Here is a 26,019-nt window from a genome sequence, read left to right as displayed (position 1 = left end):
AGTGTTAGATATTTTCGGCCCTGACACAGGTGCCCAACAGAATTCAGGAGTGAATCCATGAGCAAGATCCAGGTTACTGACGTTACCCTGCGCGATGCCCACCAGTCGCTGATCGCGACTCGCCTGCGCACTGAAGACATGCTGCCAATCTGCGGCAAACTCGATGAAGCCGGCTTCTGGTCGCTGGAAGTCTGGGGTGGCGCGACCTTTGACGCCTGCGTGCGTTTCCTGAAAGAAGATCCGTGGGAGCGTCTGCGCGCCCTGCGCAAGGCGCTGCCAAACAGCCGCCTGCAAATGCTGCTGCGTGGCCAGAACCTGCTGGGTTACCGCCACTACGCTGATGACGTGGTTGAAGCCTTCGTTCACAAGGCTGCTGAGAACGGCATGGACGTGTTCCGTGTATTCGACGCTCTGAACGACCTGCGCAACCTCGAAACTGCCATGAAAGCGGTTAAAGCTGCTGGCAAACATGCCCAGGGTACTATCTGTTACACCACCAGCCCGGTTCACACCGAAGCGCTGTTTGTGCAACAGGCCAAAGACATGGTGAACATGGGTGCTGACTCCATCGCCATCAAAGACATGGCTGGTCTGCTGACCCCATACGCCACCTACGATCTGGTCAAGGCTCTGAAAGCTGCCGTTGCCGTGCCAGTGGTTATCCACAGCCACAGCACCGCTGGTCTGGCACCACTGTGCCAGCTGAAAGCCATCGAAGCCGGTGCTGACCGTATCGATACCGCGATCTCTTCTTTCGCCAGCGGCACCAGCCACCCGGCGACTGAATCCCAGGTTGCTGCTCTGAAAGGCACCGAGTTCGACACCGGTCTGGACCTGACCCTGCTGGGTGAGATTGCTGACTACTTCCGCGAAGTGCGCAAGAAGTACCACCAGTTCGAATCCGAATTCACTCGTGAAGACGTATCCGTTCAGATCAACCAGGTACCAGGCGGCATGATGTCCAACCTGGCCAACCAGCTGAAAGAACAGAACGCTCTCGACAAGATTGGTGAAGTGTTTGCCGAGATCCCACGTGTACGTGCTGATCTGGGCTTCCCTCCGCTGGTAACTCCAACTTCCCAGATCGTGGGTACCCAGGCGGTATACAACGTACTGGCCGGTGAGCGTTACAAGACCATCACCAACGAAGTAAAACGTTACCTGCAAGGTGGTTACGGTGCAGCTCCAGCAGCGGTTGATGCTGCTCTGCAGAAAAAAGCCATCGGTAGCGAAGCGGTTATCGACGTACGTCCAGCTGACCTGCTGGCTCCGGAACTGGAAAAACTGCGTGCTGACATCGGTGACCTGGCGGTTTCCGACGAAGACGTTCTGACCTTCGCCATGTTCCCGGATCTGGGCCGTGAATTCCTGAAGCAGCGTGCTGAAGGCACTCTGGTTCCTGAAGCCCTGCTGCCAGTGGAATCTGCCAAAGCCAAAATGGCTGTGGCGACTGAATTCAAGATCGACGTACACGGCGAAAGCTACGATATCGCGGTTACCGGTATCGGCGACTTCGGTGCTGGCAAGCGCAAGATCTACCTGTCCATGGACGGTGTGCCACAGGAAGTTATCTTCGAAACCCTCGGCGAATACGTGGACGATGGCCACAGCAAGGGTCGCAAGCGTGCTACCGAGCCAGGCCACGTAACAGCCACCATGCCAGGCAACGTGGTTGACGTGCTGGTTAAAGAAGGCGACACCGTTGTTGCTGGTCAGGCAGTTCTGGTGGCGGAAGCCATGAAGATGGAAACCGAAATCCACGCCAACATTGCTGGTACTGTCAAAGCGGTATATGTCACCAAGGGTGACCGTGTGACCCCGGGCGAAATCCTGGTCGACATCGGCTGATAACCCGATTGTGCTGTAACGGTGTGATGCGACAGGAATGATCCATTCCGGCATCACACCATTGCAGATAAATCAGGTGTTAATCATCACCGGCTGACGTACTCTTGCAGCCGATCACAAGTGGTTGAATGAAAAGAGGAAATCACATTGGAACGACTGATTAAAGGCGTCCTGAATTTTCAGCGGAAGGTACATCCGGCCAACCGCGATCTGTTTGCCTCTCTGGTAGACGAAGGTCAGAGCCCTGACGTTCTGTTTATCACCTGTTCGGATTCCCGTATCGACCCGAACATGGTGACGGGTTCCCATCCGGGTGACCTGTTTATCTGTCGTAACGCTGGCAACATTGTGCCTCCGCACAATAACGTTACCGGTGGTATGACGGCCTCCATCGAATACGCCGTAGCGGTTCTGGGTGTGCGTCACATCATCATCTGCGGTCACACCGATTGTGGTGCGATCAAGGGTGCGCTGGACATCAACGCCATCAAGGAAGCCGGTCTGCCACACGTGAAAGAGTGGTTGGGCCACTGCCGTTCGGCAATGGAAATTGTACGTGAGCGTCATGGGATTCCATGGAACGAGCCGGTTGACTCCTGTCACCTGCACGAAGCCATCGAAGAGAACGTTCTGCAGCAGGTTCAGCACCTGCGTACTCACCCGATTGTTGCCGCCAAGCTGGCAACCAACAAGGTGAAGGTACATGGCTGGGTATACGACATCCGCAGCGGCGAGATCCTCTGCAGTGATGATTTCGGCAGCGAGTTCAAACCGTTCGCCGAGCGTTATGCGGAATTTATTACTGAATAAACCGCACAACGGCTGAATTTATGGGGTCATGGTGCCTGCTCCTTGCAGTGCCCATGGCCCTTTTTGCATCTGGCTGATCAGATAATCCACACAGGTTTTCAGGCGCGCCGAACTGCTGCTACGCGCCGGCGTTACTGCCCAGATATCCGCGCGCTGGAAATACTGCGGCAATACCCTCACCAGTTTCCCTTCCTGCAAGGGTTTCCAGACATCCCAGTCGGCCAGCAGAATAATGCCATGGCCATCAATAGCCCAGTTCTTGACCAGATCACTGTGGTGCGACTGCAGTTTCTGACTGCCAGCACGAATGGTTTCCATGCCGTTGGGACCTTCCAGTTTCCAGGCACCAAACACGTTATCCCCATCGCGGTAAAACAGACACTCATGATCACTGAGATCTTGCAGACGTTGGGGCTCGCCGTGTTCGGCCAGATACGAGGGGGCCGCCACCAGAATTCGGGAACAACGGCTGACCAGCTGACACACCATGTGGGGTTCATCCACCACGCCGTTGCGAATGTTGATGTCGATGCCTTCTTCCAGCAAGTCCACCTTACGGTCCACCAGTTCCAGCCAGACTTCCAGTTGTGGATATTCACGCACCAGTTGCGACAGGATAGGGGCTACGTGTTCACGCCCCATCCGCAGGCTGGTGCTGATGCGCAGGCTGCCGGCCGGAGCCTGCTGGCTGTTGGCGACTTCGCGTTCCATGCTGTCGGCAGCATCGAGAATGCGACTGGCCCAGCCATAGGCGATATTGCCCTCGGCCGTGAGTTGCAGGCTGCGGGTGGTGCGGTTGAACAGGCGGGTACCGAGACGTTTTTCGAGGTCGGAAATCCGTTTGCTGATATAGGCAGCCGAATACCCCAACTCCACCGCAGTGCCGGTAAAACTGCCATTACGAACCAGGGTGGTGAACACCGTCAGGTCCATCAAATCCCATCTATCTTTCATGATTAGTTAAGAATGAATCAAATGGATGCCAAATTACAGAGTTATATTATTGGATTAGCATAGGAAATCGAATAATAACAGTGGTGAATCGATATGAATCCTGTTGCTATCGCCCTTGTTGGCACCGGTGCCATGGCGGCCGCCTGTCTTGAACGAATTCGTCGTTGCCCGGATACCGAGCTGGTGGCACGGGTAGGGGCTGAGCCGGAGCTGGCGAGCCCGGAAGTATCCCTGTACGCCAACCTTGAAGAATGTCTGGCAGACCCTGCCGTAGAAGCGGTCGTGCTGGCGGTGAGTGGCGAGCAACAGTTGGCCATGGCGCTGTTATGTGTGGCGGCGGGCAAAGCCCTGTTGCTGGAAAAACCCGGTTATCTCGATTTGCAGGACGCTGCCATTCTGGAACATGCCCTGCAGGTACGGGCGGTGCCCTGTCTGCCGGGTTATTACCGCCTGCACAGCCCGGTGTATCAGGTGGCGCGTAAAACCCTTGGTAATGGTTTGCTGGGGCGGGTGGCCTCGGTTCAGGGGCAATGGCGCTTTTTTGCACCGTCGGATTTTCATCGCGCCGCCGAGTGGCGTACTGCGCGTTTTCCGTTGCCGCTGGCCGATCATCTGGCGCATGAAATTGCCTGTCTGCGTTACCTGTTGGGCGAGGTGACGGAGGTGCGTACCTTGCAGGCACAGGATCAGCACAGTGGCAGCCGTTGTATCTGCCTGCGTTTTGAGTCCGGTGTGCTGGGCACCCTGATGCTCAGTGATCTCGATGGCAATGGCGATGATTCACCCTGTTATCAGGACGAAGACCTGTGTGTGATTACCGGTTCAGAAGGTTCGTTAAGCCTGCCGGACATGACCCTGCGGCGTTATGGTTTGCGGCAGTCGGGTGAAGACTGGTCACCCTTCACCAGCAGTCAGCTCGACGTCAAACGTCGCGACCCGCTGATGGAGCAACTGCGGCACTTCTGTCGGGTTGTACGTGGTGAGCAGGAAGCCATGCTGGATATGGCCTGGGCAATTCGCAACTTGCGAGTGGTGGAGGCTTTGCTGGTGGCTTGTCGCACTGGCGAACCGGAGCCGGTAGCGAGTCAGCGCAATAAAGGCGAGATGCTGAACTGGTTGCGGAGTACGGCAGCGCCGATGGCTGCCGTCTCCTGGTAATCGGTATCCGGTCTGAACCGAAGAGGCGGATTATTCCGCCTCGATACCCACTACCAGCCATGGTGAGTTGGCTTTGCTGGTATCACGCTCCAGGTGCCAGGTATCAAAAATACCGTCTTCGGAGTTTTCCAGTACATCGCGGCAGCGACCACGGAACAGCACGCTGATCTGACGAATGCTGCCTTCCTGATCGGCACGGACGATGTCGGCAGACAGATCCAGCACTTCTGTGCGTGGTGGTTCGCTTTCCATTTCGGCGCGCTGGGTCACCAGGCCGTCAAACAGATCCGGGTCAACGTAACCACGGATTTTCTCCATATCACCATCGTTCCAGGCTTGCTGGACCGCACGGTAGTGATCCAGAGCGGCACCAATAAAGGCAACCTTGTCGAAGTCGGCTGGCAGATTCATCGGCGCGCTGTTGCCGGTCATCATGCTGCTCATGGCGGTACCTGCGGCAGGCATCACCGGGTCAGCGACGGGCTGCTGGCGCTGCATTGGCTCGGTAGGTGCCATCGGGTCCGGACGCACCGGTTCCTGATAGTTGCCCATACCGCCGGCACCGGCAGCACTCATTGCGGGTTGTGGCTGAGCGGCGGCCTTGCGACGCAACAGCATAAAAATCAGCAAGCCAACACCGGCGATCATCAGGATATCCATGAACTGGATACCTTCAAATGCGCCACTGCCCAGCAGCCAGGCGAACAGGCCACCGGCCAGCAGACCACCCAGCATACCTTTCATGAAGTTACCCTTGCTGGCGGCAGGCTGATTGGCCGCCGTTGCTGGCTGAGCCTGTTGCTGCTGGGCAGGGGTTGCTTGCTGTTGCTGCATTGGTGCCGTTTTTTGTGGCGTAGTCTGGGTTGTGTTGTAGGACTTGCCGAGGCCGCCGCTACCAAATTTCTTGGCAGCTTCCGCGTGGCCGGCAAGGCCCAGCATCAGAACAAAGGTCGTTAAAAGCGTCAGGAAAGATTTCATCTCATCCTCGGATTCAGATTTTAAGTTTCCCGGCAAACATCAGAAACGGTCCCATCCTGTCCTGTGTCGAAGATCCGGATTGTGGCGACCAGAGGTCACCCCGGCACGAGGCCGGTTTCTCTATCATAAAGGCTTGTTTGTCCATCCGCGACCTTTGCCAAATGAAACAGAGTGGAACACCTGCAGAGAAATTATAAAAAACGGTTCCAACCTGTCATGGCTATGGCTAACCTGAATACAGAGCACAGCCCATGGTGAGAGGAGGACCCAATGACAACCCAGGATCCAGCCGGCGTGGTTCATGCCAGTGGTGACGTACCCTTGTACGGCGCTACCGGTGCCGGTTTTATGCAGTTTCCGGTATTGGCCAATCTGGCTGATGCCTTGCAACAGTCCGATGCGGATGTGGTGATTGGTGGTGTGCCATTTGATATGGCGACCTCTGGTCGGCCCGGCACCCGCTTTGGCCCTCAGGGCATTCGCCAGGCGTCTGCCAATCTGGTCTGGGAAGGTGCCCGCTGGCCGTGGGACTTTGCCCTCGATGACCGCCTCAAGGTGGTGGATGCCGGTAACGTCAGTTTCCGCCACGGCGAACCCCAGACACTTGTCCACAATTTGCAGCAATGGGTTGCTACGGTATTGGCCGCTGGCAAAAGCACCCTGCTGTTTGGTGGTGACCACTTTATTGCTCTGCCAGCCCTGCGTGCGATTGCTGCTCATCATGGGCCGGTGGCGCTGATTCACTTCGACGCTCACACCGATACCTACGATAACGGCACGGCCTGTGATCACGGCACCATGTTTTATCACGCCGTGCAGGAAGGCCTGTTATTACCCGAGCAGTCGATTCAGGTTGGCATCCGGACATCGTATGATCGGGCTGGACATCCGTTCGAGGTGTTGGATGCAGCGCTGGTGAATGACCTTGGCCCGCAAGCCACTCTGGAACGGATTCGCCAACGGGTCGGGAACGCTCCGGTGTACCTGACCTTTGACATAGATTCGCTTGATCCGGCCTATGCGCCCGGCACCGGTACACCGGTGGCCGGTGGACTCTCCACCGATTGTGCGCTTAAGCTGGTACGGGGAATGCAGGGATTGAATCTGATCGGTATGGATCTGGTTGAGGTGGCCCCCGCCTACGACCACGCCGATATTACGTCGCTGGCTGCAGCGACGCTGGCACTGGAATATCTCTATGTGCTGGCCGCAAACCGGTGAATCGATGTTACGGCCGATTTGTGAGCAGTTTCGAAACATCAAGGAGTAGGCACCATGCCTCCGCTCGAAAAAGAATTTGATCTGTTTATTACTGACCTGAACGGTAACCTGCGTGGCAAACGTATGCTGGCCAAGACCCTCGACAAGGTCCGGACCGAAGGTGTGAAACTGCCGCGCTCGATTATGGGAGTGGATTTCTGGGGCGACGATGTCCCCGAAAACGGGCTGCTGTTCGAAACCGGCGATAGTGACGGTATCTGCCTGCCAGTCCACCGTGATCCGGTGCCTGTGCCCTGGGCGGAAATTCCGCGCGACCAGCTGCACACCATGATGTACAACTCCGATGGCACACCGTTTGGTGCCGACCCGCGCCAGGTACTGGCCCGTGTGGTGGAACGTTACCACGCCCTCGGTATGTATCCGGTGATGGCGACCGAGCTGGAGTTTTACCTGCTCGACGCCGAATCGGAAGAAACCCAACGTCCCAAACCCCCCGTGCTGGTGGAAGGTCATGGTCGTCGAATCTGTGAAAACGATGTGTATTCACTGGATGAGATGGAAGGCCTCGATTCTTTCTTTAACGACGTCCGTAATGCCTGTGAAATTCAGGGCGTGCCGGCCGAAACCATTGTGTCGGAACTGGGCCCAGGCCAGTTCGAGATCAACCTCAAACACGTTAACAGCCCACTGGATGCCGCCGACCACGCCGTGCGTTTCAAACGTCTGGTAAAGGGTATGGCCCGTAAACATGGTTACGCCGCCACCTTTATGGCCAAGCCATACAGCGACAAGTCTGGTAACGGTTTCCACGTGCATTACAGCCTGCTCGACAGCAGTGGTCGTAACCTGTTTGACGACGGCTCTGACCGTGGCACTCCACTGCTGCGCCATGCCGTGGCCGGACTGTTACGCCTGATGCCAGACAGCATGCTGATGTTTGCGCCGCACCTGAATTCCTATCGCCGCTTTATGGAGGGTTCCCACGCACCAGTGTTTGCCAACTGGGGTTATGAGAATCGCACCACGGCGCTGCGGATTCCGGAAAGTGAACCGGCGTCCACCCGTATTGAACACCGGGTTTCCGGTGCCGATGCCAACCCGTATCTGGTGCTGGCAGCGATTCTGGCCGGTGCTCTGTATGGTATGGAAAACCGGCTGTTACCACCGCCGCCGGTGGAGGGCGATGCCTACGCCGAAGCCGATCGTCATCCGATGTTGCCGAACAAGTGGGATGTTGCCACGGAACGCTTTGAGCAGAGCGATATTCTGGGAGCGTATCTGGGTGAGGAGTTTGTGCACGTGTTTGCGGCAGTGAAATATCAGGAACAGCGCATTCTGAGCAAAATTATTTCTGACGTAGAGTACGAATCTTATCTGGGTATCGTTTGATATCCGCGTTTAATCCTCTCTCTGACGGCACAATCCGGTTCTTTTATGAACATTTATGCCCCCTCGTGGGGCATATGTGCCGATCAGAGTTTCAAAATCGGGCAAGATTTTTCGCTGCTTTCTTTCATTCGATATTTTTGTGATGAAAACAATAATATTTGATTGAAACCACTCGCCCAATATCATGAAATGACCCAGTTTTGCAGCGTCTTGCTCGACTGCAAGCAGATGTTGTTGTTATCCCAGTTAATTTTTGCTCCTGGCCGCCCATTGGCGGTGTACGGACACCCTTTAAACCGGAGTGGTTGACGATGAAACATATTCCATCCCTGCTTGCGTCCGCTTGTGCGCTGGCCATGTCTGTAAACGCCGTTGCAGAAGAGAAGGTTCTGAACATTTATAACTGGTCAGACTATATCTACGAAGGCGCTATCGAAGAGTTCACCGCCAAGACTGGTATCAAGGTTAACTACGACGTATACGACTCCAACGAAACTCTGGAAGCCAAGTTGATGACCGGCAACACCGGTTACGACATCGTGGTTCCTACCGGTTCTTTCCTGGAGCGTCAGGTTCAGGCGGGCATTTACTCTGAAATCGACAAGACCAAGCTGAAGAACCTGGGCAACCTGGACGCCAACCTGGTATCCAAAATTGCCATGCACGATCCGGAAAACAAACACAACGTACCGTGGGCCTGGGGCACCATTGGTATGGGTTACAACGTTGAGAAAGTAAAAGCCCGTATCGGTGAGATGCCGGTTGATTCTCTCGACCTGCTGTTCAAGCCGGAACTGTCTGCCAAGCTGGCCGACTGTGGTGTGGTCATGCTGGATTCTCCTGCCGAGATCATGGCGATTGCCCTGAACTACCTGGGTCTGGACCCTAACTCCGAGAAGAAAGAAGACCTGGAAAAAGGCGAAGCGCTGCTGAAAGCCAACCGCGCCAACTACCGTTACTTCCACTCCAGCCAGTTCATCTCTGACCTGGCCAACGGTGAAGTCTGTATGTCTCTGGCTTACAACGGCGACATCCTGCAGGCTCAGGGCCGTGCCGATGAAGCAGGTCAGGGTGTACAGGTCAGCTACGTGATCCCGAAAGAAGGTACCGTGGTATGGTTCGACCTGATGGCTATTCCAAAGGATGCCAAACACAAGGATGAAGCCCTGCAGTTCATCGACTTCATTCTGGAAGGCAAAACCGCTGCCGGTATCTCCAACTTTGTGTACTATGCCGTCCCGAACAAGGCTGCTGAGCCTATGTTGAACGAAGACGTACGCACCAACCCAGGTATCTACCCAAGCGAAGAGGTGAAAGCCAAGCTGTTCACCCAGAAGGCGCATACTGCCAAGTATGACCGTCTGCTGACCAAAGCCTGGAGCAACGTCAAAACCAACCGCTGATTCAGGATTTCCTGTTCAGGGTTGAATAGCGGCCGCCATGGATGTGCCCCGTGATAATTCCGGGTCGTATTCAATCAGGTTGCCGAGAACGATTTCGGGGGAACATGGGTTCCCCCGAAATTTTATCTATTTCTGATCCGGGTTCCCGACATGAGCGCTAGCAAACCAGCATCTACTCCAGACCTGCCCATCTGGAAACAGGCAGATGCGAAACCTTTCGTGCAATTTGAAGCTGTAACCAAGCAGTTTGGTGACTTTACGGCGGTCAATCGAATTTCCCTGGATATTTACCGGGGCGAACTGTTTTGTTTGCTGGGTGGTTCTGGCTCCGGCAAAAGTACCCTGCTGCGTATGCTCGCTGGCTTCGAAGGTGTGACCAGTGGTCGTATTCTGATCGATGGCGTGGATATGTCGGGTGTGCCGCCATGGGAACGTCCGGTCAATATGATGTTCCAGTCCTACGCCCTGTTTCCGCACCTGACCGTTGAAAACAACGTGGCCTTTGGTCTGCGTCGTGAAGGTGTGCCGGATGCCGAAGTGCGTGCCCGTGTTGCGCAAATGCTCGACATGGTGCAGCTCGGTCATCTGGGCAAACGCAAACCGTCCCAACTGTCTGGCGGCCAGCGTCAGCGGGTGGCGTTGGCACGAGCCCTGGTAAAACGTCCAAAACTGCTGTTGCTGGATGAACCGCTGGGTGCTCTGGATAAAAAACTGCGCGAAGAAACCCAGTTTGAACTGATCAACATCCAGGAAGAGCTGGGTGTGACCTTTATTGTGGTGACCCACGATCAGGAAGAAGCTATGACTCTGGCGACCCGTATCGGTGTGATGAACCACGGCGAAATCGTCCAGATCGGTGAGCCACACGAAATCTACGAATATCCGAACAGCCGCTTTGTGGCGCAGTTCATCGGTTCGGTGAACATGCTCGAAGGCACCATCGTTGAGGATGAACCGGCTCACGTGCGGGTAGCCTGCCCGGATATCGGTGGCAGTATGTATGTGGCGCACGGCATCAACTGCGCGCCGGATCAGGAAGTGCACATCGCCCTGCGTCCGGAAAAAATCATGATCAGTGCAGAGCCGCCAGCCCAGAGCGAAAACGTCTGCAGCGGTATTATTGCTGACATCGCTTACATGGGTGGTCTGTCGGTCTTCCGTGTGCGTCTCGACAGTGGCAAGGAACTTCGTGTGACCCAGCCTAACATCGAGCGTGATATGGGCGCCCGTTTTACCTGGAACGATCGCGTGTACCTCTATTGGGGTGTAACCACCGCTGTGATCCTGACCGCCTGAGGACTTCGCCCATGACTGTTCCTGTATCTGCAGGTGGCCCAGTGCGTCGCCTGTTGAGCAAGCTGAATCCGGGGCGCCATCTGGTGCGGGGTATCCCGCTAGGGTGGCTGATCCTGTTTTTCCTGGTGCCGTTCCTGGTGGTGCTGAAGATTTCCTTTGCTGAAACCGCCATTGCGATTCCACCTTATACCTCGTTGCTGGAGTGGGATGCGGACGAAGCCTATCTGACCCTGCAGCTGAATCTCGGCAACTTCCTGTATCTGCTGGAAGACAGCCTGTATATCGACGCTTATCTGAGTTCGATCCGGATTGCCGGTATCTCCACCATTCTGGCCTTGCTGGTGGGATTCCCGATGGCGTATGTCATCGCACGGGCGCGTGCTTCAACCCGCACCCTGCTGCTGGCGCTGGTGATCCTGCCGTTCTGGACCTCGTTCCTGCTGCGGGTGTATTCGTGGATGGCGCTGTTGAAACAGAACGGCCCGGTGAACGATCTGCTGATGCTGTTCGGGTTTATTGATGCGCCGATCCAGCTGCTGCAGACCGACTTCGCCGTGTTTGTGGGCATCGTGTACACCTATCTGCCGTTTATGATCCTGCCGTTGTATTCAACGCTCGAAAAAATGGACATGACCTTGCTGGAAGCGGCGTCGGATCTGGGTGCCAAGCCCTGGCAGAGCTTTTTCCTGATTACGGTGCCGCTGGCCATGCCGGGTATTATCGCCGGTTGTATGCTGGTGTTTATTCCGGCGGTGGGCGAGTACGTGATTCCGGCGCTGCTGGGTGGTTCTGACACCCTGATGATTGGTCGTGTGTTGTGGGATGAGTTCACCCTTAACCGTGACTGGCCGATGGCATCGGCGGTAGCGATTGTGATGCTGCTGTTCCTGGTGTTGCCAATCATGTTCCTGCGTAATCGCAGCGACCGGCTGGAGGACTGAGCCATGCAAAAGCGTTCGTGGTTTCTGAATACATCGGCGTTTCTGGGCTTTCTGTTCCTGTATATCCCGATCATTTCGCTGGTGATTTTCAGCTTCAACAAATCCAAGCTGGTAACGGTGTGGGGTGGTTGGTCGCTGAAATGGTACGGTGAGCTGTTCAACAACGAACAGATCATGAGTGCCGTCTGGCTGAGTCTGAAAATTGCGTTTGTCAGCGCCTGGCTGGCGGTGGTACTGGGTGTTTTGGCCGCCTTTGCCCTGACCCGGATGGGCCGTTTCAAAGGCAAGATGCTGCTGTCCGGTATGGTGTCGGCACCGCTGGTGATGCCAGACGTGATTACCGGTCTGTCGCTGCTGTTGCTGTTTGTAGCGATGGAGAGCCTGTTCGGCTGGCCCGCCGGACGTGGCACACTGACCATTATTATTGCCCATGCCACCTTCTGTATGGCTTATGTGGCGGTGATTGTGCAGGCGCGTCTGTCTGACCTCGATGAGTCGCTGGAAGAAGCGGCGATGGATCTTGGCGCCAAGCCTTCCACGCTGTTTTTCCTGGTGACCCTGCCATTGATTGCCCCGGCGGTGATTTCCGGCTGGCTGCTGGCGTTTACCCTCTCGCTCGACGATCTGGTGATTGCCTCGTTTGTGTCCGGTCCGGGTGACAGCACACTGCCGATGGTGATTTTTTCCAAGGTGCGTCTGGGGGTTACTCCGGAAGTGAACGCGCTGGCGACCCTGATGATCCTGATTGTGGCGATTGGTGTCACCGTGGCCATGCTGCAGATGCGTCGTAAGGAAAAGCAGGTCTGATCCTGTTCCTGACCCTTTCTCTGGTTATAACGACTACAAACAGGCACCTGCGGGTGCCTGTTGTGTTTCTGCCATTCTGTTTTCCCTGAATAAACAGTCTTTTGCATACCACTGGCGTTTCATGGCTGTCGGGTGCTTTTGTTTTGCCCCCACCTGCTGCTAGTCTGGAAACCGGTTGTATCAGGAGATGCAGTATGAAAATCGGAATTCTTGCCCCCGGAATTACTCCGGATGCTCTGCTGGATCAGTATGGCTCTTATGCCGACATGTGCCGGAACCTGTTGCTGGTATCGGGTGCGAATGTGGAATACCGCGTGTATCAGGTGTTTGAAGGCGAATTGCCGGAGGACCATCTGGAATGTGATGCCTGGCTGATCACCGGCTCCAAATACAGTGCTTATGATGATTTACCCTGGATTCCACCACTCAAACAACTTGTGCGGGAAATTCATGCCGCCGGCCAGCCATTGGCAGGCATCTGTTTTGGTCACCAGTTGATGGCTGAAGCGTTGGGCGGCAAGGTCGAAAAATACGCCGGTGGCTGGGGTGTCGGTATTCATGAATATGATCTCACCGCCACCGCCCGTGATGAGCTGGGAGTGAGTTCGTTACACCTGAATGCTGTGCATCAGGATCAGGTAGTGACATTGCCTCCGGGGGCCGAAGTATTGGCCAGCTCGCCGTTTTGCCAGTATGCGGTGCTGCGTTATGCGCCGAACATGGTGAGCTTGCAGGCCCATCCGGAGTTCAGCATGGCGTTTGAAAGCGATCTGCTGAAGCTGCGTCGTGGTGAAGCGGTACCGGAACCGGCGGCGTCAATGGGCTTGCAAAGTCTGGAAGCAGAAGCGGCCCGCACGGATTCTCAACAGGTCGGTGCCTGGCTGGTAAAAACCCTGTGTGAAAGTGCCTGACGGCACTTTCTCCTGTTTTCAGAAGGTAACCTCAGGCGCGAAAGTCGCCCCACAGGTATTGCAGCACACTGAGTGCTGCCAGTGCCGCGGTTTCGGTACGCAGGATACGCGGGCCTAACAGCAGGCCGGTAAAACCACTGCGTTGGGCCTGTTCCACTTCGATTTCACTGAATCCACCTTCCGGACCAACCAGCAGGGTGACACTGCCTGGCTGGGCGCTGGTATCCAGCGGTTGCTGGTTGTGTGGATGCAGGATCAGCCGTTGGTCAGTGTCCACGGTCGGAGCCCAGTCGGTCATGGCCATCGGCTCCAGAATCTCCGGAATACGATTACGGCCACTCTGTTCACAGGCCGAAATCGCCACCTTGCGCCAGTGTTCGAGTTTCTTGTCCATACGTTCGCCTTTCAGGCGCACATCACAACGTTCGCTCCAGAGCGGGGTAATACTGGTCACCCCCAGCTCGGTGGCTTTCTGGATGGTGAAGTCCATGCGATCGCCTTTGGAAATCACCTGACCCAGATGCAGCGCTACAGGGGTTGGTGCATCTTCGGCGATACAGTTGCCCAGCAATACCGACGCCTGTTTTTTGCCCACTTCACACAAGGTGCCTTCAAGAGCACGGCCATCCCCGTTAAATAACACCAGACAGTCACCATCGGTCATACGCAGAACGCGCACCAGATGCTGGAAAGCCTGTTCATCGAGGCTGATCTGCTGGCCACTGACCAGAGCTTCGGAAGTGTAGATACGGGTAGGCATGCGGGTATCCGGACAATTTTCGGGGTAGCGATGATACCAAGTTTGGCGTTCCCCGGCAGGTCAGTCCTGTTCGTGCAGACGTGCCGCCAGTTGCCGACTTTGCAGGCGTAACATGTGGTGAATCAGCTGTTCTTCGTCACTTTCGAGAATCGGCTCAAACGTAGCGCGTATTAGCCAGGGTTCGGTGTCCGGGTTTTCGGCCGACAGCGGATTATGCTCGACCGCCACAATACGGGCGATCAGGCACAAAGGGGTGTTGGATGGCAGCAGGGTGATGTGCAGACGCAGGTGGGTCTGGTCGGCGAGATTATTGTGGGTGAGAAAACGGATACCACAGGCACTGAGATTCACATGGGTCAGCACCTGTTCGGGCATGTCCTTGAGATCAAGGCGCTGGTGACTGCTGAACTGGTTGATCTTCTGGTTCAGTAATTCCAGCAGACGTGCCGTGGCGGGTTCCCTCGAGCGCAGCTGGGAGAGCAGGCTGTCGATCTCGATTTCCATGCGCTCCATGGCTTCGTCGCGGGTCAGGGGTTTGACCTCCGCCTTGGATGCTTCAATCGGCATAAATGCCAGCAGCAGCTGATCATCAAGGCGGAAATAGCGGCGACGTTCGACAAATCCGGTGGTCATCCCAAGGCTCCTGGCACGCCGGTACAACCGGCGTTATGACTAGAAAATTTCGTTTGGACGCAGTTCAAAGTCTTCCGGGCGCGAATTGACGGCGTTGTTGATCTTGTTCTGATCGGTTTCAATTTCCGGCTGATTGTCATTGTCACCTTCGCGGGAACGGATAATTACAATCTCGACCCGACGGTTGCGTGCCCGTGATTCTGCATCAGTATTCGGCACCAGCGGTTGTACGGAGCCATGACCGACCACCTGAAAGCGTTTTTCGTCCAGTTCCGGGGCGACAAACAGCTCTTCGGCAAACGATACGGCACGGGCACTCGACAAGGCCCAGTTAGAGCGGAAACGTCCACTCGATACCGGAATATCATCAGTATGGCCTTCCACCGAAATTCGTCCGGGAATGTTGACCAGCACCTCGCGAATCTTGTCGATCACGGGCAGGAAACGATCCTCGATATAGTCGGAACCGGACGCAAACACGCCTTTTTGCTGGATACGAATGATGATTTTCATACCCACGGTTTCGACTTCGATCTGGCCCTGGGCGATTTCATCCTGCAATAGCTGTGATACCTGCATGGCGGTATGGTCTTCGGCCTGCGGTTCGGTCGCCTTGTTGGGGTTACTTTCACTCTGGGTGTTGGTTTCGGTATTCTCGGCTTGTGGCTGAGGCTCCGCTACCGAGCGGCTTTGTTCGCCCTGATTGCTTTGTTTTTCTTCCTGCTGGATCACTTCGTCCTGACACATAACCTCCAGCGAGCTTTTGGTAATGTCACTGGTTTTCTGGCGTACCTCGTTTATCGGGGTTGGCTCCGGAATGGCAGGGCTGAAGCTGCGCGCAATAATACTGGTGCCCTTTGGTGGGTCATCGGCGTTGATACTGGTTTGCACCCCAAATGCCTCGCGCAGTTCCCCGGCGAGGCGTTTGAACTTGAGGGCGTCCATTTCCGAGAATGACAGCAGCAATACGAAAAAACACATCAGCAGCGACATCAGGTCGGCGAAGGTACCCATGTAGGCCGGCAAGCCGGCCGGACAGGGAGGACACTCCTGTTCTTCTTCGGCGGCCATGGCTCAGTCTCCTGACGACGTGCGTTTGCCTTCGGCAATATAGGCCTGCAGCATGGATTCGATAACGCGCGGGTTTTGTCCGGCCTGAATGGCCAACAGAGCGTCGATGATCATGGCCTTGAGACGATCTTCCTCGTCCTTGCGCAGAATCAGCTTGTCGGCGATTGGCAGCGCCAGCATGTTGGCCAGCATGGCACCGTAAAGGGTGGTGAGCAGGGCTACCGCCATTGCCGGACCGATGGTTTTCGGGTCGCTCATGTTGGCCAGCATGGCTACCAGACCTACCAGTGTACCGATCATGCCCATCGCCGGACCTACGTCGCCGATACACTTGTAGATGGCAATACCAATGCCGTGCCGGTCAGACGCCAGCTTGGCTTCTTTGCCAAGAATGGTACGCACGACATCCGGATCATGGCCGTCGACCAGCAGCTGGATGCCCTTGCCCAGGAATGGGTCACTGACTTCCTTGCCTTCCAGAGACAGCAGACCACCCTTGCGAGCCAGGCCCGCAAGTTCAACTACTTCCACAATAATGGCTTCCGGTTTGATCAGCTTGAAGGAGAAAGCCTTGCCTGCCACCTTGGTTAATCCCAGGAACTGGCCCAGCTCGAACTTCATCATTACTACAAACAAACCGCCAAGAATTACGATCAGCACCGATGGGATGTCGACGAACATGCTGAGGCTGCCACCCAGCATCATCGCCATGATCACCATGGCAAAACATCCGATCAAACCAACCAGCGTCGCGAGATCCACTGCTCCAACCTCTATATCCATAGACCTATGTTGAAGAGTGTAGACGCTTGCGCTGAATCTTCCTGTTGCGTCGCCAGCTCTTGTCGCTGCCGGGTCAAGACGCTACTGTGGCGGCCTGATTAGCAGGAACCCCCGAAAATGACAGATTCGAATTCGGCTTTTGATTTTGAACAGGCCATGGCAGACCTGGAACAGCTGGTGTCCCGTATGGAACGTGGTGACCTGACGCTGGAAGAATCCTTACAGACGTTTGAACAGGGTATTCGCCTGACCAACGCCTGCCAGCAAGCGCTCAGCAGTGCTGAACAGCGGGTCCAGGTGCTGATTGAAACTGCACAGGGTGGTTCCGAGGCCCGTCCGTTTAATGCGGATGGAGCGCGCGGATGAAACAGAAGCTGGCAAGTCTGCAGGAGCGTATCAATCAGCAGCTGGTGGCGCATTTGCACACCCTTGATGGCCGCGACGAACGTTTGCTGAGTGCCATGGAATACGGACTTATGAACGGTGGCAAACGTCTGCGTCCGTTTCTGGCCTATGTCAGCGCAGAAGCACTGGGTGGCTCATTCGAGCAGGTAGATGCCGCTGCCGTGGCGCTGGAAATGATCCACAGCTACAGCCTGGTGCACGATGACCTGCCCGCCATGGACGACGACGATCTGCGCCGTGGCAAACCCACTACCCACATTGCCTATGACGAAGCCACCGCGATTCTGGCGGGTGATGGCCTGCTGACGGCAGCGTTTGAAGTGCTGGCGGCGGCGCCGGTGTATCAGCCCTCACAGGCGTTGGCGTTAAGTCTGTTGTTGGCGCGTGCTTCCGGTGCTGCCGGCATGGTGGCAGGGCAGGCGATTGATCTGGCCAACGTTGGCAAAAGCATGACACTGGAACAGCTGGAGCGTATGCATCGTCACAAGACCGGTGCATTGATTCGTTGTGCGGTGCTGATGGGGGCTACGGCGGTGTCTTATCCTCTGGCTCCGGAACTGGAACAGGCACTGGTACGTTACGCCGATGCCATTGGTCTGGCGTTCCAGGTTCAGGACGACATTCTCGACATTGAGAGCTCAACCGAAGTGCTGGGGAAAACCCAGGGCGCGGACATTGCGCTCAACAAGCCAACCTATCCGGCTTTGTTAGGGCTGGAGGGTGCTCGTCAGAAAGCGGCGGAGTTGTGTGCACAAGCTCAGGCGGCACTGGAGGAAGTGCCGGGTGATACCTCGGCACTGGCCTGGCTGGCGGACTACATCATCACCCGGGATCACTGATCCCGGGCAGATGCTGCAGAGTTGGCGGGTTTAGCCAAAACGCTTCTGCAGATACTCAAACACAGCGCGGATGCCCATGGCTTCGCCACCAATCGGACGGCCTGGCAACTTGCGACGGTTCCAGGCCATTACGTCAAAGTGCACCCATGGGGTGTTATCCACAAAGGCTTCCAGATACAGGGCGGCGGTGATCGCACCACCAAACGGGCCTGGAACCGAGTTCACCAGATCAGCAATATCGCTGCGCAGGGCATCGCGATAGGCATTGTGCAGCGGCAGCTGCCAAACCGGGTCGCCCACACGTTCACCGGCATCTTCGAGATCGCGGGCAATATCCTTGCGGTTACAGAACAGGCCAGGCAGCTCGGTGCCCAGCGCCACACGACAGGCACCGGTCAGAGTGGCGAAGTCGATAACCAGTTCTGGTTGTTCAGCCACGGCATCGGTGAGGGCGTCACACAGCACCAGACGGCCTTCGGCGTCGGTGTTGTCGATTTCCACGGTCAGGCCCTTGCGGGTATTAATGACGTCACCCGGACGGAAAGCATTACCGGCTACGGCGTTTTCAACCGCTGGAATAATCACTCGCAAATTGACGTTCAGACCGGCGGACATCACTAGGCTGGCGAGGCCCAGCGCATGTGCTGCACCGCCCATATCCTTCTTCATCAGACGCATGGCGTCAGCCGGTTTGATATCCAGACCACCGCTGTCAAAACACACACCTTTACCCACAATGGTCAGGCGTGGTGCTTCCGGATTACCCCAGCGCAGGTTAAGCACGCGTGAAGGGTGTTCGCTGGCACGGCCGACGGCGTGAATCATTGGCCAGTTCTGGGCCAGCAGCTCGTCACCTACGACTTCGCTGAAGACGCCGCCAAAACGTTCGGCGAGATCGGCTGTGGTCGCGGCCAGATCCTGCGGCATCATGTCGGCAGCTGGAGTGTTGATCAAGTCGCGCACCAGAGTGACGGCCACTACGCGGTCACGGGCCTGTTTGAGAAGATCGGCATCGTCCAGCAGCAGGCGTGGCTGCGGACTGGTGTTGCGCTTGTAACGCTCGAAGCGATAAGCACCCACACCCCAGGCAAACGCCAGGTTCAGCGTCTGTTCGGTACTCAGCAGGTTTGGTACCAGACAGTAGTCACGGGCTGGCAGCAGGCTGGTGAGATCACCACCGGCAAATACGTCATCAAGGGATTCGCAGACCAGCACGGCACCAGCCAGCTGTTCACCGGTGCCCGGCAGCAAGGCCACGCCTGATCCGGAGAATCCGCAGGCTTTCAGCCAGTCCTGGCTGCTTTGTGGCTGTTGGGCCAGCCAGTCCGGGTAATCCGCTTTGCTGATTACCGAAAGTTCGGTTGCAGTGGAGGATGTATCTGCTGTCAGTGCTAATACCTGTGTCATAACCAACCTGTCTCAAAAGTCATCATCTGTGGACGTTCTCACAGGGTAGCGCGTTCAGCGCCAGTGTTCACGGTGTTACATGGATCGGTCGGTTTGCGCCAACCTGTGGCTGGCGATTTTTGCGGTATTCGAAATGCAAAGAAGTGCCATGAAGTGTCGGTTGTGTTTCAGCACACTGGATATGGGTACTTATGGAGGAAACCTGATGATTATCGTAAATGTTGCTCCTACGCTGATGCCGCGGCTGGCGGTTAACCGCCATGGCTTGCTCGAAACCGGAAATGCCGCCCCCATGTTGTTTGCCGTGGATCGTTTCAGCCCCAGTCAGCTCGGGAGCTGGAGTGGATTTCTGATGGATACCGATTTTGGCAGTCGTCTGCTGCTGGTCCATGAAGCCAGCGGATTACCGCTGGTGATGCCGGTCAGCCATCATTTCCGGCATCTGGACTGGGAGTTTTATGAATGCCTGCTGAATATGCTGAAGCGGGTGTATCTGGATGATCGGCGCTGGGAGTGGGTCAGGGGGCAGATTCATGCCCTGTCGTTCCGGCGTGGCCGAACCTGTTTGCCACTGTCGCGCCAGCGGCAGATTTGTCGCACGTTGGGTTTTGTTTTGCGGGATGTACCGGAATGGGCGGGCCAGCAGAAAAATCCGGATCCGGCGATCTTGTCACTGGATTTGCTGGCCCGTCTTAACCCTGACCCGGAGCGACGTAAAGATGAATGGATGCACGACTTCCTGACGTCTCTCGGGGTGCCTCAGAGGGTTATGCTGGCGTAGTGCTTTCGTTCTCATGTTGGATAACGCCATTACGCAAAAACTCCAGTACGGCGCTGTAGGTATTGGCGTCGTATGGAGTTTCGACAGGGTTATCCAGTTCCGCAGCCAGAGCATCTTCCCAGCCAGTAGAAGCATCATAACTGGCCAGTGGTGCACTTTCGTCGTCGAGCAGCAGATAGTCGAGATTCGTCACCACCGGAATCTGCACACTGCTGGGGGGCAAATGAGTGATGGTAACAAACAGGCACTGAATGGTGCTTAGCAGGTTGGTGCAGAGCTGGCGCGCCTTGCGTTCACGCTCAACCAGTTCGGTGTTGTCGAACAGGTTACGAATCGGATAAATGCGTTCGCGAAACTCCAGCAGCGCCTGTTCATCGGCCTGTGCCACCAAGGCACTTTCGGAGTCGTGCAACTGGTTCTGGACAAATTCGTTACGGCGAATCATTCGTCCCAGCGCGGTACGGTAGTTATCAAATACGCCCAAGACATCATTCAGCAGACGGTCATGGCGCGGCAGAGTTTTGTTCTGGGAGCGCAGAAAGTCGTCCAGTGTCTGGCGTCGCCACAACAGGCAGCGTTTTTCACGGGTATTAAAAGCTCCGATACCGTTGTAGGTGATATCGGCGTTGTCCATCAGCTCCACGATCTTGTCGAGGGCATTCACCAGCTGGCCGCTAGTGAAGTGTTCAGCCTTGCTCAGCAACACATACAGCGGACGGTCGGGACGATCCAGCTCTCCCAGCAAATTGATGTTGGAGGCGCACAGGGCGTCTTCGCGGGTCAGGTCCATCACCCACAGCATGGCGTTGGCTTGGTTCAGATAACCGGCTGCCAGCGCCATATCCGATGCATTGCCATTACCCGGGCGATTATCGGCAGGACGGAAGCCTGGATGTTTGACCAGGCAGATATTACCAAAACGCTCCTTGTCCATGCGGGTGGCAACCGTCGTAAACGGCATGATGGCGCCCAGATCAAAGCCCTTGCTGTCATTGGTATGCAGAGGTAGAGCTTGTAGGCGCGCTGGTTCTATTTCCAGCGTTCCACCGTTGGCGGTATAACCAATGACGCGGTTTTCTGGCGCACAGTATACGTAGTGGGCAAGGCTGATAGTCGGGTCTACATCTATCGGTAAATGGGCATCTTTTTCGCCCAGAAAGCAGTTGATCAGAGATGATTTACCGGATCCTGCGGGCCCATATACCGACATCAATGTTTTGTTAGCTAATGCTGGAGTGGCACTCAGCAACTGTAATTCACGCTCAACACCACGCAGGATACGCAGTGCTTCGGTTTTGCGTTCGTAGCTGTTATCGCTGTTAACGAACGCCATAAAGTCGATTTCCAGCTGTCGATGGAAGTCAGCCAGAATCGGGTCTGTGGATGGGCCTGTAGTGAGTATGCTTCGAATGAGAGCCCAGTGGTTTTCTGATTCAGCAAATTCGTTGCTCAGCTCTTCATGGCTGTCGCTGAGTGAACGGGCTTCCTGGCGTTGTTGCTCGATAACCTTCACGGCATGTTTGAAGTGCTGCTGCAGTTTTTTGTACTGGCTGCTCATGCTGGAAAGTTGTTCACGATTGTTACCCTGTTCATGTTCCAGACGTCGGATTTGTGCCTCCAGTTGTTGCACTCGCGATCTGGTTTGCTGCAGCTCTGCCTGACTGTTCTGAAGCTCCTTGTTACGGTTGATCAGGTGCAGTTCAAGCTCTGCTGCTTCGTCGAGGATGGTTTGCGCCAGCTCCCGGCGTGTAAAACAGAAAAGCCGCCCCAGTTGCTCAAGGGGACCACCAACCCTCTCAATAAAGGAGGTGTCTGTAACGCTCATCCTGCTGGCTCCTTCTAGGCGTACGGAACGCTGTTAATCGGCTAACGACTACAGTCAGAATTGTGCTCAAGAAATTAAAGAAACAACGTCTTTGGCTGTTCTGATTTGCTTGTGCTGGATGAAAAGACGGATCCGCTGTCCTTTCCTGACTGTGAACAGTATCCCATTTTAAACCTGACAATTTTATAGTTCTCAATAGCCGCAGAATAGAAAGTTTCCAATCTCAGTTTTTTTTTAGGTGTTTCGCGACAGATTATGACCGATGGCGCGATTGGTGGCGTGAGCAGCATCATGCTTTAGCGTTTATCCTTTTACCTTTTGCTGGTTTGTAGAACTTTCTTATTGTTGTTATGTTGTGGGGATTGTGACGCTGTTCTCCAGCAGTAGGAAAAATCAGGCCATTGGAAGGATTCGGCGATTCTGCTCAAGAGTCGTGTAAACACTATCTTTTGCCTATCGCCAGCACTGCCACTTTGCGGTCTTATGTGGTTATGCCACTCTGGCAATCGTTTATCACCACCACGACCACGCGCGCGATCAACAGGACTCGATAGCCATGAATAACCTCGACCTGGGATATACCAGTGATTTGCTGGTAAAGGTGCACTATAGCAACGGTACCATTGACGCTGTTGAAACTGTATTGCAGCGCCTGGAGGACGTTACCGCCCGCTCCTTGCTGTCGCAACCGGCCGAGCGCACGGTGCTGGCGTTGCCGCTGATGTTCCCGCGTTATGGTTATGCACATCGTATGGCAGCTCGTCTGGCACTGGCTGGCTGGAGTAATGAAATCAATGCCAATTCCAGTGTTGATGAGTTACGTCTTTTACACGTAGAGGCATTGGCCGAAACCGTGCTGCGATTGTGCCAGCACTGGCGTTATCGCGATCTTGCCCTGGCCGAGCCATTGTTGCAGCGCCTGCGCCTGGTGCTGACGACGCCGGAACTGTTTAGCAAGGAATGGGCAGCAGGCCTTGAACGTGACTGGATGAATTTCGAGCGGGATGAATGGGAAACCCGTGATTGGCTGGCGGAGCTGGCTGATGATCTGGAAAACGTCTATCTGCCGTTCGATGAAGACGACGAAGACGTAGCGGTTCGTGTTGCCGTGACCGGCACCGGCGCTCATATCCTGATTGAGCAGGAAGGGGAGTCAGTGGCCAGTCTGGTGCGTGAAGCAGCGGCAGCCCAGGTAGATCAGGCTCGCCAGCGTCTGGATGCCCTGATGCCGGAAAGTGAGAGTGGTGAATGGCTGATGAGTTTCCAGTCGGCGGTGTATGCCCGCAATCACTGCACTCGTGCGGATGAATCCTGTGGTCAGGTGTTTACTGCCCAGGGCTGGTTGCAGCATCGTCTGACTCGCAATCCGGAAAGCGGGCAGTTGCTGGGCTGGAATATCCAGACTCCGGCGGATGTCAATTTTGCACTGGATGGCCTGTTGCCGCAGCTGCTGAATGGCACTGAAGTCAGTCGTCAGCTGGTGCCGGAGCTGGTACGGCAGCTGGTGCTGACCATCGAACCGGGTGTGAATGTGACGGTAGAAGTCACCGCAGCCTGACGCTGGCGGTTTCCCTCACGAACAATTCCGGTATTCTTGCCCACCGTTAATATCCACAAGGGGAATAGCGGTGGAGCTTCGTGACATCAACAAGACCGTTTATAAAAAGCGCCTCAACCGTCTGCAGGGCAGCATGGTGGTGGCGCTGTTTGTGTTGGGGCTGGGTCTGGCCGAGTTGTACCGTTTTCTGTGGGCTAATGGTGAGTCCAGTACTTTCCTGAATGCTGCAGGTGTGGCAACCGCCCTGATTCTGGTTGGTGGTGCGGTGTATCGCATTCGTCATCAGCCGTGGATGAGCGACATCGTTTATATGTGGCGTCTCAAGCAGGAGCTGAACCGTATTTATCGTCGTTCGGCTCGTCTCGAAAAAGCGCTGGCAGAAAATCAGTATGAAGCCCTCTGCGCCCAATACTTCAGTCTGCATGGCTCTCGTCATCTGTATGTGACCGAAGACAACACCCTGACCTTGCCGGAGCTGGATGAAAAAATCGCCGCGTTTGATGAACGTCTGCAGTCGTTGGGGATGACCATCAGCATCGATGATTATGAGCCTTCCATGCTCGATCGTCTGGTGAAATAACACGGCCGCTATCTGCGGCTACGACGGAGCGCGCGCCACGATTCGTGCGCCCTTTGTCCAAAGCAGGTACAATAGCGACCTTTTATAAACCGGCATCTGCCGATCTGAATTCCAGGTTCCACACACCATGATGAAATACATCTCCACACGCGGTAATGCGCCTGAACTGGCGTTTGACGACGTTCTGTTAACCGGTCTGGCTGCAGACGGCGGCCTGTACGTGCCAAAAGAGGTTCCACAGTACAGCCTGGAAGAAATTGAATCCTGGCGTGACCTGTCTTACACCGAACTGGCGCACAAGGTGATTTACCCGTTCGTGGAAGGTTGTGTGGATTCCGATGCCCTGAAAGGCATGCTGGAAGCGGTTTATAACAACGACAACTTCGGTCACAAGGCGATTGCGCCAGTTCAGCAGATCGATCATAACGAATACGTTCTGGAGCTGTTCCACGGCCCGACCCTGGCGTTCAAGGACTTCGCCCTGCAACTGCTGGGTCGTCTGCTCGACTACGTACTGGAAAAGCGTCAGGAAAAAGTGGTGATCATGGGTGCCACCTCTGGTGATACCGGTTCTGCCGCGATTGAAGGCACCAAGGCCTGCAAAAACGTTGATATCTTCATTCTGCACCCGAACGGCAAGGTGTCTGAAGTTCAGCGTCGTCAGATGACGACCGTTACCGGTGACAACATTTTCAACATCGCCATCGAAGGCAACTTCGACCAGGCGCAGGATATGGTCAAAGCCTCTTTTGGTGATCAGTCTTTCCTGCGTGGCGAGCGCAAGCTGGTGGCGGTTAACTCCATCAACTGGGCGCGCATCATGGCCCAGATCGTTTACTACTTCTATTCCAGCCTGAACCTGGGTGGCCCGCTGCGTCCAATGGCGTACTCAGTGCCAACCGGTAACTTTGGTGACATCTTCGCCGGTTACATGGCGAAGAAGATGGGGCTGCCAATCGAACAGCTGATCATCGCCACCAACGAAAACGATGTTCTGCACCGTCTGATGGCCAACAACCTGTACAAGGTTGAATCCCTCAAGCACACCATTACCCCGTCTATGGACATCGCGGTTTCTTCCAACTTTGAACGTCTGCTGTTCGACCTGTACGACCGTGACGGTCTGGCACTGGCCGACCTGATGAACAAGATGGCGGATCGCAGCCAGCCGGTTGAACTGTCCGAAGAAAACCTGGGCAAGGCCCGTGATCTGTTCGACAGCTACGCTGTGGATCAGGACACCACGGTTGCCACCATGAAAGAAGTGTTTGCTGAAACCGGTTACCTGCTGGACCCACACACCGCCATTGGTGTGAAGGCTGCTCGTGTATGCCGTCGCAACCCGCGTATTCCGATGATCACCCTGGGTACTGCTCACCCGGTGAAATTCGAAGATGCGGTTAACCGTGGTGGCTTCGACATGCCAAAACTGCCACACCACCTGGCTGACCTGATGGAGCGTGAAGAGCGTCTGGCCATTCTGCCGGCCGACCTGAAAACCGTTCAGGACTTCATCGCCAAAAATACCTTCAAGGATTGATCGACAGGTCCGGCGTCCGGACTTGTCAGGGGGCAGGGGAACCTCTTCTGCCTCTGACGGCGGGCTTTCTGCCCGCCGTTTTCACGATTGGCGCCGTCCGACGCCAGACTTTCGATTCCCG

Annotated in this window: 24 protein-coding genes; 16 read left to right on the top strand and 8 right to left on the bottom strand. The window is 55.6% G+C overall.

The genetic code is table 11. The features are described from left to right. Nucleotides 1-57: 57 nt before the first annotated feature. Entirely contained in the window at nucleotides 58-1,848 is a 1,791-nt protein-coding gene (gene oadA / locus OUO13_RS18690) for a sodium-extruding oxaloacetate decarboxylase subunit alpha (RefSeq protein WP_283175423.1), read from the top strand. A 147-nt stretch (nucleotides 1,849-1,995) separates the two neighbouring features. Next, a complete protein-coding gene (locus OUO13_RS18685; RefSeq protein WP_283175422.1) occupies nucleotides 1,996-2,658 on the top strand; it encodes a carbonic anhydrase in 663 nt (220 codons plus the stop codon). Between the two features lie 18 nt (nucleotides 2,659-2,676). Here OUO13_RS18685 and OUO13_RS18680 read toward each other — a convergent pair whose 3' ends face one another. Beyond that, complete coding sequence (locus OUO13_RS18680) at nucleotides 2,677-3,591, bottom strand: LysR family transcriptional regulator (protein ID WP_283175421.1); 915 nt, start codon at nucleotides 3,589-3,591, stop codon at nucleotides 2,677-2,679. 114 nt (nucleotides 3,592-3,705) lie between these two features. Between OUO13_RS18680 and OUO13_RS18675 the strand changes: the two genes are divergently transcribed. Further along, complete coding sequence (locus OUO13_RS18675) at nucleotides 3,706-4,770, top strand: Gfo/Idh/MocA family protein (RefSeq protein ID WP_283175420.1); 1,065 nt, start codon at nucleotides 3,706-3,708, stop codon at nucleotides 4,768-4,770. Between the two features lie 30 nt (nucleotides 4,771-4,800). Here OUO13_RS18675 and OUO13_RS18670 read toward each other — a convergent pair whose 3' ends face one another. Further along, nucleotides 4,801-5,748: a Tim44 domain-containing protein gene (locus tag OUO13_RS18670; RefSeq protein WP_283175419.1), complete on the bottom strand. Its 948-nt coding sequence runs from the start codon at nucleotides 5,746-5,748 to the stop codon at nucleotides 4,801-4,803. A gap of 270 nt (nucleotides 5,749-6,018) precedes the next feature. Here OUO13_RS18670 and speB point away from each other — a divergent pair, with 270 nt between their 5' ends. From speB to OUO13_RS18635, 7 genes are all read left to right on the top strand, one after another. Then, nucleotides 6,019-6,969, top strand: coding sequence for an agmatinase (speB, locus tag OUO13_RS18665; protein WP_428982364.1), 951 nt, complete (start codon nucleotides 6,019-6,021; stop codon nucleotides 6,967-6,969). 54 nt (nucleotides 6,970-7,023) lie between these two features. Then, nucleotides 7,024-8,358 (top strand): glutamine synthetase family protein, encoded by a 1,335-nt coding sequence (locus OUO13_RS18660; protein WP_283175418.1) that lies wholly within the window; start codon nucleotides 7,024-7,026, stop codon nucleotides 8,356-8,358. 311 nt (nucleotides 8,359-8,669) lie between these two features. Then, on the top strand, nucleotides 8,670-9,761 hold the full coding sequence (locus OUO13_RS18655) for a polyamine ABC transporter substrate-binding protein (RefSeq protein ID WP_283175417.1): 1,092 nt from the start codon (nucleotides 8,670-8,672) through the stop codon (nucleotides 9,759-9,761). A gap of 150 nt (nucleotides 9,762-9,911) precedes the next feature. After that, nucleotides 9,912-11,057: an ABC transporter ATP-binding protein gene (locus tag OUO13_RS18650; RefSeq protein ID WP_283175416.1), complete on the top strand. Its 1,146-nt coding sequence runs from the start codon at nucleotides 9,912-9,914 to the stop codon at nucleotides 11,055-11,057. An 11-nt stretch (nucleotides 11,058-11,068) separates the two neighbouring features. Beyond that, on the top strand, nucleotides 11,069-11,998 hold the full coding sequence (locus tag OUO13_RS18645) for an ABC transporter permease subunit (RefSeq protein ID WP_283175415.1): 930 nt from the start codon (nucleotides 11,069-11,071) through the stop codon (nucleotides 11,996-11,998). Nucleotides 11,999-12,001: 3 nt separating this feature from the next. Further along, nucleotides 12,002-12,805 (top strand): ABC transporter permease subunit, encoded by an 804-nt coding sequence (locus tag OUO13_RS18640; protein ID WP_283175414.1) that lies wholly within the window; start codon nucleotides 12,002-12,004, stop codon nucleotides 12,803-12,805. A gap of 194 nt (nucleotides 12,806-12,999) precedes the next feature. Further along, a complete protein-coding gene (locus tag OUO13_RS18635; RefSeq protein ID WP_283175413.1) occupies nucleotides 13,000-13,716 on the top strand; it encodes a type 1 glutamine amidotransferase in 717 nt (238 codons plus the stop codon). A gap of 31 nt (nucleotides 13,717-13,747) precedes the next feature. Here the strand turns inward: OUO13_RS18635 and OUO13_RS18630 are convergent, their stop codons facing one another. From OUO13_RS18630 to pomA, 4 genes are read right to left on the bottom strand one after another with little or no spacing between them, the layout of a single operon-like run. After that, entirely contained in the window at nucleotides 13,748-14,476 is a 729-nt protein-coding gene (locus OUO13_RS18630; RefSeq protein WP_283175412.1) for a 16S rRNA (uracil(1498)-N(3))-methyltransferase, read from the bottom strand. Between the two features lie 60 nt (nucleotides 14,477-14,536). After that, nucleotides 14,537-15,109, bottom strand: a complete 573-nt coding sequence (locus OUO13_RS18625) for a PilZ domain-containing protein (RefSeq protein ID WP_283175411.1) — start codon at nucleotides 15,107-15,109, stop codon at nucleotides 14,537-14,539. 39 nt (nucleotides 15,110-15,148) lie between these two features. After that, a complete protein-coding gene (locus OUO13_RS18620; protein ID WP_283175410.1) occupies nucleotides 15,149-16,180 on the bottom strand; it encodes a flagellar motor protein MotB in 1,032 nt (343 codons plus the stop codon). A 3-nt stretch (nucleotides 16,181-16,183) separates the two neighbouring features. Then, the gene (pomA, locus tag OUO13_RS18615; RefSeq protein WP_283175678.1) at nucleotides 16,184-16,942 is read right to left on the bottom strand and encodes a flagellar motor protein PomA; all 759 of its coding nucleotides are present in this window, start codon (nucleotides 16,940-16,942) and stop codon (nucleotides 16,184-16,186) included. A 138-nt stretch (nucleotides 16,943-17,080) separates the two neighbouring features. Between pomA and OUO13_RS18610 the strand changes: the two genes are divergently transcribed. Next, the gene (locus OUO13_RS18610; RefSeq protein WP_283175409.1) at nucleotides 17,081-17,329 is read left to right on the top strand and encodes an exodeoxyribonuclease VII small subunit; all 249 of its coding nucleotides are present in this window, start codon (nucleotides 17,081-17,083) and stop codon (nucleotides 17,327-17,329) included. After that, nucleotides 17,326-18,207 carry a (2E,6E)-farnesyl diphosphate synthase gene (gene ispA, locus OUO13_RS18605; RefSeq protein ID WP_283175408.1) on the top strand — a complete coding sequence of 294 codons (882 nt, stop codon included), beginning with the start codon at nucleotides 17,326-17,328 and terminating at the stop codon, nucleotides 18,205-18,207. The genes OUO13_RS18610 and ispA overlap by 4 nt, the downstream gene beginning before the upstream one ends. Nucleotides 18,208-18,237: 30 nt before the next feature. On the opposite strand, the gene OUO13_RS18600 is transcribed toward ispA, so the two are convergent. Next, on the bottom strand, nucleotides 18,238-19,614 hold the full coding sequence (locus OUO13_RS18600) for a leucyl aminopeptidase family protein (RefSeq protein ID WP_283175407.1): 1,377 nt from the start codon (nucleotides 19,612-19,614) through the stop codon (nucleotides 18,238-18,240). A gap of 79 nt (nucleotides 19,615-19,693) precedes the next feature. On the opposite strand from OUO13_RS18600, the gene OUO13_RS18595 reads away from it, so the two are divergent. After that, on the top strand, nucleotides 19,694-20,395 hold the full coding sequence (locus OUO13_RS18595; RefSeq protein WP_283175406.1) for a hypothetical protein: 702 nt from the start codon (nucleotides 19,694-19,696) through the stop codon (nucleotides 20,393-20,395). Here OUO13_RS18595 and OUO13_RS18590 read toward each other — a convergent pair. Then, nucleotides 20,382-22,220, bottom strand: coding sequence for a hypothetical protein (locus tag OUO13_RS18590; RefSeq protein ID WP_283175405.1), 1,839 nt, complete (start codon nucleotides 22,218-22,220; stop codon nucleotides 20,382-20,384). The two genes, OUO13_RS18595 and OUO13_RS18590, sit on opposite strands and share 14 nt — an antisense overlap. A gap of 556 nt (nucleotides 22,221-22,776) precedes the next feature. Here OUO13_RS18590 and OUO13_RS18585 point away from each other — a divergent pair. From OUO13_RS18585 to thrC, 3 genes are all read left to right on the top strand, one after another. After that, a complete protein-coding gene (locus tag OUO13_RS18585) occupies nucleotides 22,777-23,778 on the top strand; it encodes a hypothetical protein (RefSeq protein ID WP_283175404.1) in 1,002 nt (333 codons plus the stop codon). Between the two features lie 70 nt (nucleotides 23,779-23,848). Continuing rightward, nucleotides 23,849-24,358 carry a DUF3087 family protein gene (locus OUO13_RS18580; RefSeq protein ID WP_283175403.1) on the top strand — a complete coding sequence of 170 codons (510 nt, stop codon included), beginning with the start codon at nucleotides 23,849-23,851 and terminating at the stop codon, nucleotides 24,356-24,358. Between the two features lie 130 nt (nucleotides 24,359-24,488). Further along, nucleotides 24,489-25,898: a threonine synthase gene (gene thrC / locus OUO13_RS18575; protein ID WP_283175677.1), complete on the top strand. Its 1,410-nt coding sequence runs from the start codon at nucleotides 24,489-24,491 to the stop codon at nucleotides 25,896-25,898. The last annotated feature ends 121 nt before the right edge of the window (nucleotides 25,899-26,019 follow it).

It is taken from the genome of Parathalassolituus penaei (assembly GCF_026626885.1).
GTDB lineage: Bacteria > Pseudomonadota > Gammaproteobacteria > Pseudomonadales > Oceanobacteraceae > Oceanobacter > Oceanobacter penaei.
The sequence above is the reverse complement of the archived record's forward strand: the minus strand, read 5'-3'. Positions and strand labels throughout refer to the sequence as shown.